16 protein-coding genes are annotated in these 16,467 nt (G+C 49.4%); 11 read left to right on the forward strand and 5 right to left on the reverse strand.

The window, feature by feature from the left end:
- The first annotated feature begins 49 nt into the window (after positions 1 to 49).
- From ACYVIY_RS06325 to ACYVIY_RS06335, 3 genes are all read left to right on the forward strand, one after another.
- Positions 50 to 889, forward strand: a complete 840-nt coding sequence (locus ACYVIY_RS06325; RefSeq protein ID WP_460975454.1) for a glycoside hydrolase family 16 protein — start codon at positions 50 to 52, stop codon at positions 887 to 889.
- Positions 890 to 1,113: 224 nt separating this feature from the next.
- On the forward strand, positions 1,114 to 2,841 hold the full coding sequence (locus tag ACYVIY_RS06330; RefSeq protein WP_460975918.1) for an alpha/beta hydrolase: 1,728 nt from the start codon (positions 1,114 to 1,116) through the stop codon (positions 2,839 to 2,841).
- Positions 2,842 to 2,863: 22 nt separating this feature from the next.
- The gene (locus tag ACYVIY_RS06335; protein ID WP_460975455.1) at positions 2,864 to 3,205 is read left to right on the forward strand and encodes an HNH endonuclease; all 342 of its coding nucleotides are present in this window, start codon (positions 2,864 to 2,866) and stop codon (positions 3,203 to 3,205) included.
- Positions 3,206 to 3,313: 108 nt separating this feature from the next.
- On the opposite strand, the gene ACYVIY_RS06340 is transcribed toward ACYVIY_RS06335, so the two are convergent.
- Both ACYVIY_RS06340 and ACYVIY_RS06345 read right to left on the reverse strand, forming a co-directional pair.
- Positions 3,314 to 3,937, reverse strand: coding sequence for a response regulator transcription factor (locus ACYVIY_RS06340; RefSeq protein ID WP_460975456.1), 624 nt, complete (start codon positions 3,935 to 3,937; stop codon positions 3,314 to 3,316).
- A gap of 21 nt (positions 3,938 to 3,958) precedes the next feature.
- Positions 3,959 to 5,884, reverse strand: a complete 1,926-nt coding sequence (locus ACYVIY_RS06345; RefSeq protein ID WP_460975457.1) for a tetratricopeptide repeat-containing sensor histidine kinase — start codon at positions 5,882 to 5,884, stop codon at positions 3,959 to 3,961.
- Positions 5,885 to 6,104: 220 nt separating this feature from the next.
- On the opposite strand from ACYVIY_RS06345, the gene ACYVIY_RS06350 reads away from it, so the two are divergent.
- From ACYVIY_RS06350 to ACYVIY_RS06370, 5 genes are all read left to right on the forward strand, one after another.
- Positions 6,105 to 6,788, forward strand: a complete 684-nt coding sequence (locus ACYVIY_RS06350; protein ID WP_460975458.1) for a hypothetical protein — start codon at positions 6,105 to 6,107, stop codon at positions 6,786 to 6,788.
- 32 nt (positions 6,789 to 6,820) lie between these two features.
- Positions 6,821 to 7,336 carry a hypothetical protein gene (locus tag ACYVIY_RS06355; protein WP_460975459.1) on the forward strand — a complete coding sequence of 172 codons (516 nt, stop codon included), beginning with the start codon at positions 6,821 to 6,823 and terminating at the stop codon, positions 7,334 to 7,336.
- 69 nt (positions 7,337 to 7,405) lie between these two features.
- Positions 7,406 to 8,080: a hypothetical protein gene (locus ACYVIY_RS06360; RefSeq protein WP_460975460.1), complete on the forward strand. Its 675-nt coding sequence runs from the start codon at positions 7,406 to 7,408 to the stop codon at positions 8,078 to 8,080.
- Positions 8,081 to 8,093: 13 nt separating this feature from the next.
- Positions 8,094 to 8,552, forward strand: a complete 459-nt coding sequence (locus ACYVIY_RS06365; protein ID WP_460975461.1) for a hypothetical protein — start codon at positions 8,094 to 8,096, stop codon at positions 8,550 to 8,552.
- A gap of 63 nt (positions 8,553 to 8,615) precedes the next feature.
- Positions 8,616 to 9,365, forward strand: coding sequence for a hypothetical protein (locus tag ACYVIY_RS06370; RefSeq protein WP_460975462.1), 750 nt, complete (start codon positions 8,616 to 8,618; stop codon positions 9,363 to 9,365).
- Positions 9,366 to 9,494: 129 nt separating this feature from the next.
- On the opposite strand, the gene ACYVIY_RS06375 is transcribed toward ACYVIY_RS06370, so the two are convergent.
- Together ACYVIY_RS06375 and ACYVIY_RS06380 are read right to left on the reverse strand one after the other, a co-directional pair.
- The gene (locus ACYVIY_RS06375; RefSeq protein WP_460975463.1) at positions 9,495 to 9,710 is read right to left on the reverse strand and encodes a hypothetical protein; all 216 of its coding nucleotides are present in this window, start codon (positions 9,708 to 9,710) and stop codon (positions 9,495 to 9,497) included.
- Between the two features lie 633 nt (positions 9,711 to 10,343).
- The gene (locus ACYVIY_RS06380) at positions 10,344 to 11,366 is read right to left on the reverse strand and encodes an acyl-CoA reductase (protein WP_460975464.1); all 1,023 of its coding nucleotides are present in this window, start codon (positions 11,364 to 11,366) and stop codon (positions 10,344 to 10,346) included.
- 133 nt (positions 11,367 to 11,499) lie between these two features.
- Between ACYVIY_RS06380 and ACYVIY_RS06385 the strand changes: the two genes are divergently transcribed.
- The 3 genes from ACYVIY_RS06385 to ACYVIY_RS06395 all read left to right on the forward strand — a co-directional run bounded on the left by ACYVIY_RS06385 (position 11,500) and on the right by ACYVIY_RS06395 (position 14,788).
- A complete protein-coding gene (locus ACYVIY_RS06385) occupies positions 11,500 to 11,850 on the forward strand; it encodes a 4Fe-4S dicluster domain-containing protein (RefSeq protein WP_460975465.1) in 351 nt (116 codons plus the stop codon).
- Positions 11,851 to 12,180: 330 nt separating this feature from the next.
- Entirely contained in the window at positions 12,181 to 13,389 is a 1,209-nt protein-coding gene (locus ACYVIY_RS06390; RefSeq protein WP_460975466.1) for a porin, read from the forward strand.
- A gap of 70 nt (positions 13,390 to 13,459) precedes the next feature.
- A complete protein-coding gene (locus ACYVIY_RS06395) occupies positions 13,460 to 14,788 on the forward strand; it encodes an ammonium transporter (protein WP_460975467.1) in 1,329 nt (442 codons plus the stop codon).
- 262 nt (positions 14,789 to 15,050) lie between these two features.
- Here the strand turns inward: ACYVIY_RS06395 and mtaB are convergent, their stop codons facing one another.
- Entirely contained in the window at positions 15,051 to 16,394 is a 1,344-nt protein-coding gene (gene mtaB, locus ACYVIY_RS06400) for a tRNA (N(6)-L-threonylcarbamoyladenosine(37)-C(2))-methylthiotransferase MtaB (RefSeq protein ID WP_460975468.1), read from the reverse strand.
- Positions 16,395 to 16,467: the final 73 nt, after the last annotated feature.

Genomic DNA, 16,467 nt, shown 5'->3' on the forward strand with positions numbered 1-16,467 from the left:
CGATCAAGAGATTAATACGTTGATACGGCTTATATATACGCAAACCCTTATGGTACTATCTGTAATAACGCTGTTGCTGGCCTGTAGCAGTCCTGACGTCACTCTTCCAGTGGCTCAAACACCTGCGCCCGTTACGTCCCCATTGAGCACGACAACGGCTCCGTCGAATCGGAAGCTGGTCTGGTCCGACGAATTTGAGGGGACAGGTTTGCCGGATTCCACCAAATGGCGCTATGACGTTGGCGGTAGTGGCTGGGGTAATAATGAGCTGCAATTTTACACCGCTAAACGTCCCGAAAACGCCCGGCTTGAGAATGGCAAACTCATTATTGAAGCACGAAAAGAAAACTACCAGGGTAAGGGGTATACCTCGGCCCGCTTGCTTACACAAGGAAAAGCGGAGTGGAAATACGGCCGCATTGAAGCCTTCGCCAAACTGCCCGCCGGACGGGGTACGTGGCCTGCCGTCTGGATGTTAGGCACTGACATCGCCAAGGTGGGATGGCCGCGTGGTGGCGAAATCGACATTATGGAACACGTGGGTTTCGACGAGGGCGTTGTTCATGGAACTGTACACACGGAAGCGTACAATCACGGCAAAGGCACCCAGAAAGGCCAGCAGATTACAGTGAACGACGCTACGTCGGCTTATCACCTGTATGCCGTTGAGTGGACGGCCGATCAGATCGATTTCTTTGTCGACAATCAGAAGTATTACTCTGTGCAGAAAGCGGTATTGGGCAGCGACGTAGCGCAGTGGCCTTTTGAGCAGCCGTTCTATTTGATTCTGAACCTGGCCGTTGGTGGCAACTGGGGTGGCCAGAAAGGGGTCGATGAGACCATCTGGCCCAAACGTCTGGAAGTTGATTACGTACGGGTCTATCAGTAGCGAACCGACCAAGTGTCTGGTAAGCGCTCCGAATGGTTTATGTTTCTACCCAAAGCCTTTCTACCACTTATGCTACGTATCAGCATCTGATTCATTTACTGGTCTGATTGATTCCGAACCCCTTATAACCAATTCGCCGTTGCCTCAGGTAACGGCTTTTTTTGTATGTTGCTGGTGTCTACGGTTCTTCCACATACAACCACCTCTCTATGCTTCATTTACAAATGCGCTGCTGGCTCGGTAGCGCCCTGCTCGCCCTAGCTCAACCGACAGTTGCTCAGTCTGTATTTTCCGTGTCATTTCCGGCTAGTCAGAGTACAAAACCACTGGATGGGCGGGTGCTGCTGATTCTGGCGAAAACCAATAAGCCCGAACCGCGTGAGCAGGTCAGTGATGCTGTAGAAACGGCTCAGATTTTTGGCGTCGATGTTGATGGCCTGAAACCAGGTCAGGCGGCTATTATTAACGCTAGTACGTTTGGGTATCCCAAGCAGAGCCTGAAGGATCTGCCGACGGGTGAATACTACGTTCAGGCGGTGTTGCACAAATACGAAATATTTCAGGTCAAAAACGGGCCGAACGGGACACGTAACACCGTGAAGTTGCCCATGGATCGGGGCGAAGGGCAGAACTGGCGGACGGCCCCCGGTAACCTATTCAGTAAGCCGGTTAAAATCAGGCTGAATGCAGGAGCGAAGCAATCGTTTGCGGTTGTGCTAGATCAGGTCAATCCGCCCATTGACGAGCCCAAAGACACCAAGTTTATTAAGCACATCAAAATTCAGAGCAAGCTGCTAACTGAATTCTGGGGTAAACCTATGTTCCTGGGCGCGCACGTGCTGCTACCCGCCGGGTTCGATGAACATCCGAATGCCCGCTACCCGCTTTGTATCAACCACGGGCATTTTCCGGCCGATTTAGACGGGTTCAGCGAAACGCCCCCGCCCGCCGACATCGACACGACCGACTACGTGGAGCGGTTTAAAATTCATGGCTATAAGAAGATTGTGGCGCAGGAAGCTTATGACTTCTATAAAAAATGGACGAGCAAAGACTTTCCGCGGATGCTGATCATAGAAATACAGCATGCCAATCCGTATTATGATGACTCCTACGCAGTTAATTCGGCCAACCTGGGGCCCTACGGCGATGCGATCATGCGTGAGCTGCTGCCCGAAATAGAGCAGCGATTCCGGGGCATAGGGCAAGGGTGGGCCCGGTTTACGTACGGCGGGTCGACGGGGGGCTGGGAAGCGCTGGCGGCTCAGGTTTTTTACCCGGATGAATTCAATGGTTGTTTTGCAGCCTGTCCCGACCCCATCGCCTTCGATGCCTATACTGTTTTCAATCTGTACAAGGATAAAAACGCGTACTACGCAGAAGGCCCGTTGCGACGCACACCCCGCCCCAGCCAGCGCAATTACCTGGGGCAGGTGAAATGCACACTCGAAGAAACCAACCACCGGGAGCTAGCTTTGGGTACGCACTCCCGTTCGGGCGATCAGTTCGATATATGGGAAGCCGTTTACTCGCCCGCTGGTCCCGACGGATACCCGAAACGAATCTGGGACAAACGTACCGGAGAAATTGATCATCAGGTTGCCGAGTACTGGCGCGAACATTTTGACTTACTGCATATACTACGTCGCGACTGGAAGACGCTGGGACCGAAAGTGGCCGGAAAAATTCACATTTATTGTGGCGATATGGACAACTATTATCTCAATAATGCTGTCTATTTGATGGAGGATTTTCTGAAGAGCGTTCAGAACCCAAAGGCCAGCAGCGAAATAGCCTACGGTGATCGCGCCGAACATTGCTGGAATGGCGACCCAACGCAGCCCAACTACATTAGTCGGCTGCGTTACAATACCATGTATGTAGATAAGATACTGAAACGGATTGAAACGACTGCCCCCAAAGGAGCAGACGTAACGAGCTGGCGGTATTAAGTGAAACGAAACGGATTTTATTGTGATTACGAATGAGCTACCACCCCTTCTGAATGGGAATCGGGTCTTGAAAGAACTGGATTTTGAATTGCTGCATACCAAATACAGCACCCACCGACGCCTACAGGTATTTGCCAAAAAAGGAACCGCCTGCGTGCGTTGTGGTGTGGAAGGGGTTCACCTGATTACGTCGGTTGATCCGGGGGGCGGGCATCATGTCGATTTGTTCACCGCCGACTTCCAGCTAATGACCATTGATCATATTTTGCCCCGCTCAAAAGGTGGTGGGAATACCCTGTCCAATTACCAGCCGATGTGTCAGCGTTGCAACGCTCAGAAGGGAAATAAGATGGAGGATGAATAGGACATCGGAGAGACTGATGCCTACTAGATTAAGGTGTTGGTTGATACGTAATTTGTCAAGCAATCGGGTATGTAATAACTCACTACTCTAATACGTGACAACATGCCCTCAGTATTTTCCAAAGAACTTGTTGAGGGCTTCGACTTTGTTGTCGACATGCAGTTTTTCGTAGATGTTATAGATGTGTTTTTTTAAGGTTTTTACGCTGATAAACAATTGATCGGCGGTTTCGGAATAGGTGAGGCCTTTCGATAATTTTACGAGTACGTCTTCTTCGCGGGGCGTAATGCCGTAGTCAGTCCGGGTTTTGTCTTTGCGTTGTAGTTTAGCCACGATTTTGCGCGCAATATCGCTACTCATAGGTGATCCGCCTTCGTGCACTTCGCGAATGGCAGTCAACAGTAGTTCGGGTCTGCTTTTTTTGAGGATGTACGAGTTAGCACCGGCTTCCAGTGACTGAAACACCTTTTCGTCTTCATCATAAATCGTGCACATGATAAATTCGACGTTTGGGCACTGGGGCTTCAGCCGCCGGACGCAGTCGATGCCACTAATGTCGGGGAGACCAATGTCCATTAGAACCACATCGGGCAGTAGCTCCGGAATTCGCTTCAACGCGTCTGCTCCCGTCGAAACAACCCCTACGCATATATACTCGTCGGTGCGGCTCACCACCGTTTGGAGCAGCAGCTGAATGTCTTCGTTATCTTCAACAATCAGGACAGAAATCATGAATAGGAGGGTTTAGCCGGTTCAGAGACTCATCGGTGTTTGTATCTGCACCGAAGTACCATTTTCGGTAACCCAACTGATCTGCCCCCGGATGGTCTCGATGTTTTTTTTCATGTTGCGCAGGCCGTTACTCCAGCGTTTGGCAGCATTGTCGGGCATGCCTTTGCCGTTATCTTTAATCAAAATCCATAACTCGTTCTCGATCGTTTCGATGGTCAGTTCAACTCTGGACGCTTCGGCATGTTTGACGATGTTGTTAACCGCTTCCTTCACCGAATGATAAACGCTACGTCGGATGAACCCCTTTAGTTCTCGCTCCGGGTCGGTAATGTTTTCGTGAAAAATCATTTGAATACCGGCTTCGTCCAGAAAATCAGCGCAGAACTTTCGAACGTACGACACCAAACTTTGTACGTTATCGTTATTGGCGTTCAGGCTCCACACGATCTCGTTCATTTTAGTTGTCATTTCCGATGAGGCTTTGGCAATAATCCGTACTTCGGGAGACTCGCTGCGGGTGTTTTGCCGGAGTAGCTCACTCGCCAGCGAAATAGACGTAAGCGTAGCCCCCAGTTCATCGTGCAACTCCTGCGAAATGCGGCTGCGTTCTTCCAACTGAGCAGCCACGCGACTTTTCAGGTGAGTCCATTCGGCTTCCAGTTGAAGTTTGGCTAGTTTCTCCGATTCCAGCATTTTGCGCTTACGCCAGTATAAGACCAGCAACGTGGCCACTACAATGACCGCCAGACACCCCGCCACTAAGCCGGTTATGATGTCATTCTTTTTAGTGATTGCTAGTTGACGCTCAGCGGTTTGCTTCTCTTCTCGTAGTTGCCGAACCTTCGTGTCGTATTGGATAAGCTGCTCATTTTTTCGGCCGTTTTCCAACTCTGCTACTACCCCGTTATACTTCTCAAGCGCCCGTAAGGCAAGGGCAGGCCGAGCCGTTTTTTTGAAGAGCCGATACTGGGTCTGGTAAAAATTCTGCCGGTCGAGTACGGGCAATGAGTCGATGGACGTCAGTCTCGCCACCTCGTTTAACCGCTGTTCAGTCGCCTGCCAATCGCCCGCGAGCCAGTCAGCCTGAGCCAGACCGATAAGGGGTTGTGCCAAATAAGCGGAAGGATACAAAGACTGGGTTAAATTATAATATCGGCCGAAGTAATACCGGGCCGAATCAACCTGGTGACGCCCTACGTAGTACTCGCCCGCATTTTTATAGAGTTCGGTTTGCTCGCGCCACACCTTAGGACCAGCCGCTAACCTAAGGCCTTTCGCCAGATAGCCGAATGCTTTAGCGGTGTCTTTTCGAGCCGTTTCAAAGCCGTATAAGTTAACGTAGTTGCCCACAATCACGCCTGTGTCGCCGTCAACAATGGCTCGGTGCAGTGACTTTAACTGATAGTCTACGGCCAGATCGTCGCGTTGCTTAAAATGAAACAGAATTGCCAGGTTATTCTGAATCATCGGTATCCGGGACGTATCCTTCGTAAATCGCTGGTTGTCCAGAGCCCGAAGGTAGTAAACAATGGCCGAGTCGTTCTGTTCCTGAAGCTGATAGAAAATGGCCCGCGAAAAATCCATGAGCATCCGAAACCGCTGGCGGGCCGGGTCGCGGAGCAGTATCATCGCCGTATCGCTCAGTTGCCTGGCCAGCTTAAAGTCGCCCCGGTAAGCGGCCCGGTTATACATCGCCTGATTATAATAATTGAACAGACCCTGATCGAAGCGGTTTGCGCGTGACAGCGCTCCGGCCTGCTGAATCAGCCGGTAGGCACTGTCGGGGTCGGTATGCTGTAGTTGATACGCCTGAGCAAAGAGCCGAAACACCTGGATCGAATCGGCGGCAGAGATACCAGTCCGAACAGCATCCGTTCGCTGTTGGCAACTGACCGTAAAAACGATTCCGGCTGTAAACAGGAAAAGTGAAAAGAAAACCTGCGGCATGTTACTGGCGTGTATATAAGCAAATGTAATTCTTCTGTTACGGAGTCGCGAGACTGGATACATAAATACTACAAAAGTAGTAGCTTCAGGGAAGACGTTTGATTATCAGGTCTCTTTGCCCATTAATTCAACCCAAAATGGTCTTTAATATACTACTTAGGTAGTATGGTGTCAGATGATCCGGTGGCTGACCTTTGTTCCGAACAAATCAAGCCAGCCAATGAAACCAATAACCCGTTTTCTTGCCCTCGCTCTTGCCATGAGCACACCGGCCATCGCTCAGGACAACAAAGAAAAACTCGTTGACCTAATCGCAACGAGTAATGTCTGGATGAACGGCTACATAGTCGATAAGCTGTTTACGATCAACCTGTCGCCGACCATGTGGGAAACTGTACTGGCGGCACCCAGCCAGCCGCGCGGACGGGATAGTTTCAAACGGATGGCGCAGTCGCTGGTCGATTTTTCGGACAAAGCGGGTTATACTACGCTGGATGCGAAGTGCGGCTATACCGTTCAGACTGACAAAGCCAAAGAGTGGCAGCCTACTTGTAAAGAACAGATTGATGGGCTTGCCAGTAAGCTTACGTTCAAATTCGATGCGCCGAACGTTGCCAAGAATCCGGTGTCGTTTAACCTGGCCATGGGCTATATGACTACCATTGCCGATTTTTTTGGAGCGCGCAGTCGATACATTACCGAAGGATGGCGTCCGAAAGGAGATAAGCTAACCATTATTCTGTCCCCATCCGACCAAGCTACCGGAATGAAGGTGGCCTGGAGTCCCGACGGCCAGACCGTCACGGTTAGTGGGCCCGCCAGTAAGGAAGTTCCCGGCTGGAACGATGCCATCCTGAACGGGCTCGCCAAAGGCGGTAAAAGCGGTATGGCCGCTAAAAACTGAGGGAATCGACAGCTTTCTAATCATTGCGAACCATGACTTTGTTTTCACTCATACTCATCGCTGGAGTTGGCGGTTATCTCTTCTATTTTTTCTCGATGAAGCCGCGGGAGACCGATACACCCGTGATGCGCGAATTCTACGGGTATAGGCCCGGCGAAACGCTTGCCCAAATGTGGCCCAATGGGTTGCTGTGGTTGCGGAAAATAAGCGATCAGGAACACGCAATGGTAACAGCGGGGAACGTAGCGGGGCTGATGCTGGGCTTCACGGTCGTTTCGGTGTACGACACTTTTGCGCTGTCGCTGACTACAGATGGCGTGTTTATCCTGAAAGACAACAAAAAGGAAGATAATGTCGGTACGTTACGATTTCGACCTGCCGATATTCTGCATGTGGCCCGGCTGTATCAGGAAAATAACCGGGCTGCCTCGGGGGTGGGCAAACTGGAAAAAGCCTTTGATGTGGAGTTAGCCCTGAAAGACGGCACTACGTATTGGATTCAGATTCCGGAAAGCGCCTATCGGGTCATGACCGAAATTCCTGCTTAACTCTTCCTGACAGCACGTACCTAAACTACGTTCGTCAGCAAAGTACTCGCTTATTTGTATTCAATGACTATGAAACAGATTGTAGTAGTGGTTGGTCTTTGGCTGTTGTTTGTGCGTTGCAGCAGCGACAGTACGCAGGATGGACCTACCACCGAAACCACTGCTTCGGAAGAAACAACAGCTTCCCCAAACTCAGAACGTAATGGAGACGTAATGCTTCAGATGCCGGATGGCGACCAGATTGATGAAGGATACAAAGCTATTCTGGAAAAGGCTGGTGTCGACGATCCCGAACTGCTGGAGCTGTATGTCAACTTTAGTAAAAGCAGTATAGAACGGGAAAAAGATCGGGCTGATTTATCGCTGAAGCTGGTATCGCCGACGGATAAAAACAAGATTGTTTCGTACCGGTATGACTTTCAGAACAAAGAGGTTGAGGGACCGCAGGAAGTGACCCTATCCACGGGGATTGGAAGCCGGGAAGCGTTTATTGATACGTACGATGGCTTCAAAAATTCCCTTTTCCGCAAACAGGCGATTGTAGATTTCGACCAAGCCGGAGACATCTACCAAGCAGCCATTGCCAAATCGGGCTACAAACCCGAGGACTGTTACGTCAATCAATTGCAGTTTATGTACTTCCCGAATGGATTGCGGGGAAGTGTCGCGGTACAAAGTACGCGCAGCCCTTCGGCTCACAAAAGTTTTTCGGTCGATAAAGAAGGTAATCTGACTGCTTACTAGACTCAGCTGTATCATGTGCCGGATCCTCATTGCCTGTTTCATCTACCTATCGTCTTTTACCATAAGCGTTGCCCAGAGGGGTAAAACAGAAGCTCCTCGGCCGGAGATTGGCCGATATTGTAAGGTTTACCGAGCCGGTGAAGGCCTGAAAGTGCTGCTCTTACGAGTGGGCCCCGAATCGAAAAATGAGTCGCTGGTTGCGCTGGACGGTTTCGACCATCCGTGGGATGGAAAAATTTTTAAAGCCAGCGTCGTGAAAGCGGACGGGCGACAGGAGTTCACGATTCAGAACAACGGCCGACCGTTTGTTGTCCTTGTTTTTCGGGAGCGTTACGGTCAGTCGACGCTTTTTGTTCCTAAATATGGTACGGAAGAAACGGAACGGCCTATTGCGTACTCCGAAGACTTATCCGCCAATTGCAAGCCTGACATTTTGCTGTCGCAATACCTGAACCAGCAGGCAGGTAAGTAAATCGGTTCGTTACTTTTACAAGCTGTAACGAAACTGCTACTCATGGCTAAACGCTGTATACTGATGAGTCTGATTACTTTGCTGGGTTTACTATCCTGTGACAACTGGAAAGCTATTCATACTGATACGTTCAAGGGAGTAGCTTACGAGCTGCAATCTCTGGAAACGAAAGGGTTTAGCACGAACCGGATTGATTACGCTATAAAGATGGATGGGGAGAAGCGGGTTGTTATCGACGCCCTGACTACGGACTGGGGACCACCTTATGCCGATGATCTATACGGTAAGGCAAGGCGAGTGTACATTGATAAAAACCACCGGGCGTACAGCAACGAGCCAGACGATCCGCAGCGCCATCCCAGCACGATGCTGTATCTGTCGCCGGAACGGTTTACGGAGGCCGCCTTTGAGCACTACGTAGCGTTACTCAAAAGTGAATGGCCACGTATTGAACAGCAATTCAGCCGGGATGATGCTGATCGCTTTCCCCAGATTATTGGCCTGGTCTACGGCAATCAGCAAGACTTTGTCCGGACGTTCCGGGGCAAACAGGAAGGCAAGAACTACGATATTAAGGTGGAGGTCGATGGCCGTATACGATATAGCCCCGACCAGAATTGGTCCAACGACGAATACAGCGGCTTATCGGAGAAGGTACAAATGCCGGGCAAACGTATTTACGTAGCTACCGGCAAGGAAACCGGCCTTCCACTGGCGCAGGTACTGACCTACAAAGATGCGGTCGGTAAGTCGCTCGGCGACTATTTTCAGCTACTGGAAAAGCCCGATACACTTAGTAGGCATAATCAATGACGTGAGTTATGGATGAAAGGATTGGTGTGATCCCGTCAAGATAAACGAGACTTAACTTCCTTTTCAGCCTCAAATTCATTGTTAGCCTTTTTAAGAGTCAGATAGCAAAATGGTTACATCTGTTTTGGATCATGATTTGAGCTTCGCTTCGTCTTCCTGCACTGAATCACCCTCTTCGTCTTTCGTCAGGACAAGTTCAGTTTTGATCCCATTATCAAGATAGCGTTCTCGGCTTTGAGGGGATACAGGTCCCACGCCAGTAACGCCTATACCACACAAAGCCAATATGATTAGACAGGCCAATCCAATAAGCCTGAAAAGCTTTTTAATTCGTTTGAGCAACATAAAATAAAGAGTTGAGACTGGTAGCGAATAGTACGAGCAGGAAAACCAGAAGATGGAAAAGCTACCTGATGGGCTAAAAGGGGAGGTGTTTGCCCTTAAATTAAACCGAAAAAGGCTCGTCGGAGTCGGCAGGAATGGTCTTCAACTGAAGGTACGTACCCGAATAGCTACAGACTGATACTCTATCACAAAGTAAGGTTATTCGGCTGTTGGTCTGGCGGTTGTAAAACCTAAGGGTTATAACTGAGAAGGCCTTATAAGCCGTGGAAAACCGTTTTGAGTTTGTCTTCGCCTTTACTACGCATGCAAGCTGATCGACTTGCTGCCTGGTAGCAAGAGGTAGTTCGATTTGTGTACCGAGGTTTATGCGATCTTGCCCCAAAAAATCACCACCCAGGCAGGCAAAAAGACTGTAAAGCAGGACTATTATTAATAGCCACTTTGTCAGTTTAATCTCATGCCCTAAGTGATATGGTTTCATATTGTCAATTGCTGAAGCAATGTAGGCATTCTTTATGACATGAGGAGTGGTGGCTGCAACTGCCGCTCATACAATGATTCAACAAATAGCTCTGTGAACGTAACGATGCAATTCGTTACGTTCACAGAGCCAAAAGTATGAAAAACGACGACTTACAGTTGCGATAAAAAGGCCATCGTGTCGACGCCATCAGGGTAATCCATCAACCCGGGGGATTGGGTTTGGCCAAACGCTACGCTGTTCGGATACCAGGCTTTTGCCGAAGCCACAACCTGAATCTGGTCGGCCCGTTCGGTGAGCCATGCCGTTGCATCTGCCTGAGATCGGTACGTCTGGTAATAAACAACGGAGATGGGAGAGACTAACCCCGGCTGTTCGGTCAGCAGCAGATAGCCGTTGTCCAGATGCGGGACAGCGTTGATGAGATAGATAGACTTGTTATAATCGTAGTTGTTCTGATACTTGTGGTTATTCAGGAACGTTTGTGCCTGCGGTTCCAGCGATCGCAACAATGGAGTAAAGTCATAGTCTTCAGGAACGAGTAAGGTCGATACGTTCCGGCACCCTAGGCCATAATAATCAGAGAGGTCATGCCCCAGCTTCAGGAACTCCTCGTCGCTCTCAGCACCCATCAGCAAGCCTACCGATGTGCGGTTCTTTCGGATGATATGCGGTTTTTTTGAAAAGTAATATTCGAAGTAGCGGGCGGTGTTGTTACTGCCCGTAGCGATATAGGCATCTGCCGCGTTTAATCGCTCAGCTTCCTCCAGATAATTTCCAATTGCTGGATTGATCTCTTTTAATTTTTGTATTAAATAATGAATTAATACAAAATCTTGATTGCTGAGCTTAGCCAATAACTTATGGCCGCTCATTAGTACGCAGAGCAGGTCATGAAAGCCAACAGCAGGAATATTGCCAGCCATGACCACACCAACCGTACGGGAAGCTGAGAGAGGTTCGGCCGAATAGCGACCCGCCCAGGCAGCCAAACGATCGGCCGTCAGGAATTCGTTGGCAATGGCGCCTAACGCCTTTAAGACGTTATCAGGTGTAAACCAGTTATTTTTGAGGTGAGCCCGGTAGGCAAGATCGGTTAATTCGGATTGAGCGTCGGCTGAGCGTAAGAAGTCGCCCAAAGCCGCGAACGTTTGCAGGCGTTCTGATTGAAGCATGTAGGTTATAAACAAATGGAATACTCCATCAACGGATGGAATAAAAAATTAGTTTGGGGCTAACCTTTAAATAGTTATATTTGTTGTCCCTAGTAAGAAGATAATTTTCACCGCCTATAAATCCGTATTGCTCATGGCAATCATGATCACCGATGAGTGCATCAACTGTGGTGCCTGCGAACCCGAATGCCCTAACACGGCCATCTACGAAGGTGGTGTCGAGTGGACCTGGGGCGGAGGAACTGAATTGACCGAAGTCGATTTCGGCGATGGCACGATCGTAAGCGGAAAATCGCCACAGGCTCCGGTTTCGAACGAGTTCTATTATATTGTCAGCGATAAATGCACTGAGTGCATGGGATTCCACGAAGAACCACAGTGCGCGGCTGTTTGCCCTGTAGACTGCTGCGTTCCCGATCCCGAGCACGTAGAAGATGAAGAAACGTTACTGGCGAAGAAAGCCTGGTTACACGCTGAAGTGTAGAAACTAGACTTACTTAGCTCTGGAAAGCCCGTTCTGTCGACAGAACGGGCTTTTTGCATTTATCTACGTTGACTACTCTCTAAAAGACACGAAACTTATCCAAATAAAATTTTAAATAAATGGCATTAAGCAGAATAATATGATTTAGTATTTATTAACCATATTTAATGTATTTTGAAGTTAATTAGTAGAACTTTTTAAACAAAATTAGTACTTTTTGCTAAAAAAGGCTAGTTTTTAAAGCTGATATGTTGGATTATAATAATTATATCCTAAAATTTGTTCCCGAACAAACCACAGGTTCCTTGTATTGTTGGCCAAATAAAAGCTATGAAAAAAACATTTTTACTACTAAGTTCTTTGTTTGCAGCAGGAGGCTTGAAAGCGCAGGATTCTACGGCCGTTTCTATGAATAAAAAGGCTGCTCCAACTGAAGCAGCAGCGCCAGCAGAAGCCGTACCTCAGGGTAAGTTTACGTTTTCGGGGTACATGGACACCTATTACTTTGGCAACTTCAATAACCCCAAAAGTCAGTCGAACCTGGGATTAAGCGGAGAATCAGTGGGGAATGCACGGGCGTTCGATCAACGTGCCGGGCAGTTTGGTCTTGGTCTCATACAGGCGAAAGCGGCTTACAGCTCTGACAAGGTAGATGCCGTCATGGATTTAGCGTTTGGCCCTTTTGCCGACATCGCAAACTACGGAAATAACATCGGTCCCTTAGGATCAGGATCAACGGCGCTGGCTATTAAGCAGGCCTACATTACCCTGAAAGCTTCGTCGAAATTGTCGTTCACCGCTGGTCAATTTGGAACGCACATCGGCTACGAAGTGATCGATGCTCCAGTAAACTTCAACTATTCGCTCTCGAACTTATTTAACAACGGTCCGTTCTACCACATCGGTCTGAAAGCGCAATACGCCTTCAGCGATAGAGTTGCCTTGATGGTAGGCGTGGTTAACAACGTAGATAACCTTAATGACAACAACAAAAAGAAAGGCCTGATTGGTCAGTTGTTTATTTCGCCGGTATCGGGCTGGAACGTGTATCTGAACGGGATCGTCTCCAACGAAGCGTCTCCAGATTCAAACGGTATTGTTGATAACAATGCGAGCTATTCACTGTTTGACCTGGCCACAACCTATCAGGTTACTTCCAAATTCTTCGTGGGGTTGAATGCTGCGACGGGTTCGCAGAAAGGCGGTTTTCAAGTGCCAGCGGGAGTTAACTCGGCCAGAACCTGGGGGGGAGTTGCGGTATACTCGAACTATGCCTTCACTGACAAGTTTGCGCTGGGTGCCCGCTACGAAGTATTCGACAACAAAAGTGGAGTACGGGGCTTAACTGACGCATCGGGCAGCGGAGCCAGCGTAAACTCCCTGACATTTACTGGCAATATCACAGCGGCCGACGGCCATGTGCTGCTGAAACCCGAGTTCCGTATCGATACGTATTCGGCGAACAAATTTGAAAAGAACGACGGGTCGCTATCGACATCACAGGCTACGCTGGGTATGGCCGCCATCTTCAAGTTCTAATCAACGCTTCTTCGTTTCTTAACCTAACTTCTCCGTCTTTATCAAGTACAACAAAAACCTCTTAATTGTCATGCAAAAGCCCAATTACATTCCTCTCCTTATTCTGCTGGTTATCAGCGTAGCTGCCATATTCTCACCTTCTGTGCCCACACAGATTGTAACCGAAGGTATTAACTCGGGCGATACCGCCTGGATGCTGATGGCAACGGCTCTTGTCCTGCTCATGACGCCGGGCTTGGCGTACTTCTACGGCGGGATGGTGAACAACAAAAACGTAATCTCGACGATGCTACAGAGCTTTATTGCGATGGGCGTTATCAGTATTCTATGGGTGGTAGTGGGCTTTAGCCTTGCCTTCGGGACGTCAATCGGTGGGATCATCGGAAATCCGATGGACCACTTTATGTTCAAGGGCGTATTGGACGGTAAGCCTTGGGAGTTGGCGGCTACCATTCCACTGGTTGTGTTTGCGTTCTTCCAACTGAAGTTTGCCGTTATCACACCCGCGCTGGTTACGGGCTCTATGGCGGAGCGGATTAATTTCCGGTCGTACGTCCTGTTCATGATCCTGTTTAGCTTGTTCGTCTATGCCCCTTTAGCGCACATGACCTGGCATCCGAAAGGGCTTCTGTTTGAATTAGGCGTGCTGGATTTCGCCGGTGGCACTGTCGTGCACATGTCGGCGGGTTGGGCCGCTCTGGCGGGTGCACTTTACCTGAAGCGCCGGAAATCTCACCTCGAAGCCAGCTATTTCCCACCAGCTAATATCCCATTCGTATTATTAGGAACGGGCTTACTTTGGTTCGGTTGGTTCGGTTTTAATGCTGGTTCGGCGGTAGGTGCTTCGCCACTGGCAGCGTCAGCGTTCGCTACGACCAATACGGCGGCTGCGTCTGCTGGTTTAGCCTGGGTGTTGTTCGATGCCGCTAAAGGTAAGAAAGTTTCGGCCCTTGGTTTTTGTATCGGTGCCGTAGTCGGTCTGGTTGCCATCACACCCGCTGCCGGTTTCGTTACGATTCCCACATCCATTTTTATCGGAACCATTTCTGCAATAATCTCGAACTACGTAGCGCACCTGCGGTCGAAATCTACGCTGGACGATACGCTCGACGTATTCCCTTGCCACGGTGTGGGCGGTATGGTCGGTATGATCATGACGGGTATCTTCGCCACCAAAGGTGTTAACTCGGCTGTAACGGTAGAAGGGCTGGCCTTCGGAGAAACCGGCCTGTTCGTCAATCACATGATTGCCCTTATTGCCGTGTCGGCTTTCGCATTTGGCATGTCGCTGCTGCTGTTAAAAGTAACGGATCTGATTCTGCCCCTGCGTGTATCGGAAGAAGACGAGAAATCGGGCCTGGACATCAGCCAGCACGACGAATTCTTAATTGAAGCGTAATGTATAGGATAGTGTGTATAGTCCGCTTTTGATGCAGATGCCGGGAGTGGACTATACCTCAAATTTCCTTTGATATAGCAACAGAGCCACAGGCCCTGTCTGGCCGAAATGTCCGGCAGCTTTACTGTGGTTTTGTTGTACTCGTGGAGCCGCTTCCGCTTGGGGGCGGTTTCCTGTATGTATAAGCGTACACCAATGGTGGTAACCAGAGCTCAAAAAAAAGGCCGGTTCGATCAAACCGGCCTTTTTTTTGAGCTCTAGATTAATGTCGCTCGAAAACGGGCTCGACCTCCTCAACTTCCATCAACCCATCCGTATTCACGGCCATCAGGCGAACCGGAATTGTTTCGTTGATACGTAACGGATCGTATTTAGCGACCACACGGACGTAGTTTTCCGTAAATCCCTGCATCAACCCCTCCTGAACGTCTTCTTCAAATAAGACCGTCGCCTGCGAACCTAACTGCGAATCGTAAAAGGCCCGACGCTTTTTATCGGACAAAATGTGCAACATTTTCGATCGATCAGCCCGGATATGGCCCGGAACAACCGGTTTAATGCTCAATGCCGTTGTGTTCGGGCGTTCCGAATACGTAAACACGTGCAGGTACGAAATTGGCAGTTCATTTAAAAATAGGTACGTTTCCTTGAACAGCTCATCGGTTTCGCCGGGGTGACCTACAATTACGTCAACGCCAATACAGGCGTTGGGCATAAGCGTTTTAATCCTGGCGACGCGGTCAGCGTAGAGTTCACGTTTGTACCGACGGCGCATCAAGCCCAATACGCGATTACTACCCGACTGAAGCGGTATATGAAAATGAGGAACAAACCGTTTCGACTGAGCGACGAACGCGATAATCTCATCGGTCAGCAGGTTGGGTTCAATACTCGAAATCCGGAACCGCTCGATGCCCTCAACCTCATCTAACGCTTGGATCAGATCCAGGAATGTCTCCTGCCGATGGGATGTTCCGTCACCACCATCCACCAGACCAAAATCGCCAATATTAACACCTGTAAGTACAATTTCCCTGACCCCACGCTCGGCGATCTCGCGGGCGGCCTGTACTACGTTTGCGACGGAATCGGAGCGGCTTTTTCCCCGCGCCAGCGGAATGGTGCAGTAGGCGCATGGATAATCGCACCCGTCCTGTACTTTCAGAAACGTACGGGTACGGTCATTGAGCGAATAGGACGCGTGGTACTCAATGGCGTGTTCGATAGGCGAATTGAAAACCTGGGCGCGTTCGCCCGCATTAACTTTCTCGAAGGTGGGAAGAAGTTCGTGCAAACGGAATTTTTCGGCTGCTCCCAGCACCGCATCCACCCCTGGAATCTCGGCAATTTCAGTTGGTTTTAACTGAGCGTAACAGCCCAGAATCGCCACATACCCATCGGGATTGATCTTCTGCGCTTCCCGAACAATTTTACGACATTTCTTATCGGCATTGTCCGTTACCGAGCACGTATTGATAATAAAGACGTCGGGCTGCTGGCTAAACTCAACCCGTTCAAACCCCTGCTGTTCCATCAGGCGGGCCAGCGTTGAGGTTTCAGAAAAATTGAGTTTACAGCCGAGTGTATAAAAAGCTACTTTTTTCACAGTCAGTAATCTATCCCACAAAGTTACAAAAAAACGACGGGGTGGGTTCCGTTGACCTACTGAGCTGGATGGA

The organism is Spirosoma knui, assembly GCF_054780635.1.

What these genes read in the sequence shown, in the direction of transcription:
- ACYVIY_RS06325 (WP_460975454.1), top strand. Translation starts at nt 50, where the DNA reads ATGGTACTATCTGTAATAACGCTGTTGCTGGCCTGTAGCAGTCCTGAC.
- ACYVIY_RS06330 (WP_460975918.1), top strand. Translation starts at nt 1,114, where the DNA reads ATGCGCTGCTGGCTCGGTAGCGCCCTGCTCGCCCTAGCTCAACCGACA.
- ACYVIY_RS06340 (WP_460975456.1), bottom strand. Translation starts at nt 3,937, where the DNA reads ATGATTTCTGTCCTGATTGTTGAAGATAACGAAGACATTCAGCTGCTG.
- ACYVIY_RS06345 (WP_460975457.1), bottom strand. Translation starts at nt 5,884, where the DNA reads ATGCCGCAGGTTTTCTTTTCACTTTTCCTGTTTACAGCCGGAATCGTT.
- ACYVIY_RS06350 (WP_460975458.1), top strand. Translation starts at nt 6,105, where the DNA reads ATGAAACCAATAACCCGTTTTCTTGCCCTCGCTCTTGCCATGAGCACA.
- ACYVIY_RS06355 (WP_460975459.1), top strand. Translation starts at nt 6,821, where the DNA reads ATGACTTTGTTTTCACTCATACTCATCGCTGGAGTTGGCGGTTATCTC.
- ACYVIY_RS06360 (WP_460975460.1), top strand. Translation starts at nt 7,406, where the DNA reads ATGAAACAGATTGTAGTAGTGGTTGGTCTTTGGCTGTTGTTTGTGCGT.
- ACYVIY_RS06365 (WP_460975461.1), top strand. Translation starts at nt 8,094, where the DNA reads ATGTGCCGGATCCTCATTGCCTGTTTCATCTACCTATCGTCTTTTACC.
- ACYVIY_RS06370 (WP_460975462.1), top strand. Translation starts at nt 8,616, where the DNA reads ATGAGTCTGATTACTTTGCTGGGTTTACTATCCTGTGACAACTGGAAA.
- ACYVIY_RS06375 (WP_460975463.1), bottom strand. Translation starts at nt 9,710, where the DNA reads ATGTTGCTCAAACGAATTAAAAAGCTTTTCAGGCTTATTGGATTGGCC.
- ACYVIY_RS06380 (WP_460975464.1), bottom strand. Translation starts at nt 11,366, where the DNA reads ATGCTTCAATCAGAACGCCTGCAAACGTTCGCGGCTTTGGGCGACTTC.
- ACYVIY_RS06385 (WP_460975465.1), top strand. Translation starts at nt 11,500, where the DNA reads ATGGCAATCATGATCACCGATGAGTGCATCAACTGTGGTGCCTGCGAA.
- ACYVIY_RS06390 (WP_460975466.1), top strand. Translation starts at nt 12,181, where the DNA reads ATGAAAAAAACATTTTTACTACTAAGTTCTTTGTTTGCAGCAGGAGGC.
- ACYVIY_RS06395 (WP_460975467.1), top strand. Translation starts at nt 13,460, where the DNA reads ATGCAAAAGCCCAATTACATTCCTCTCCTTATTCTGCTGGTTATCAGC.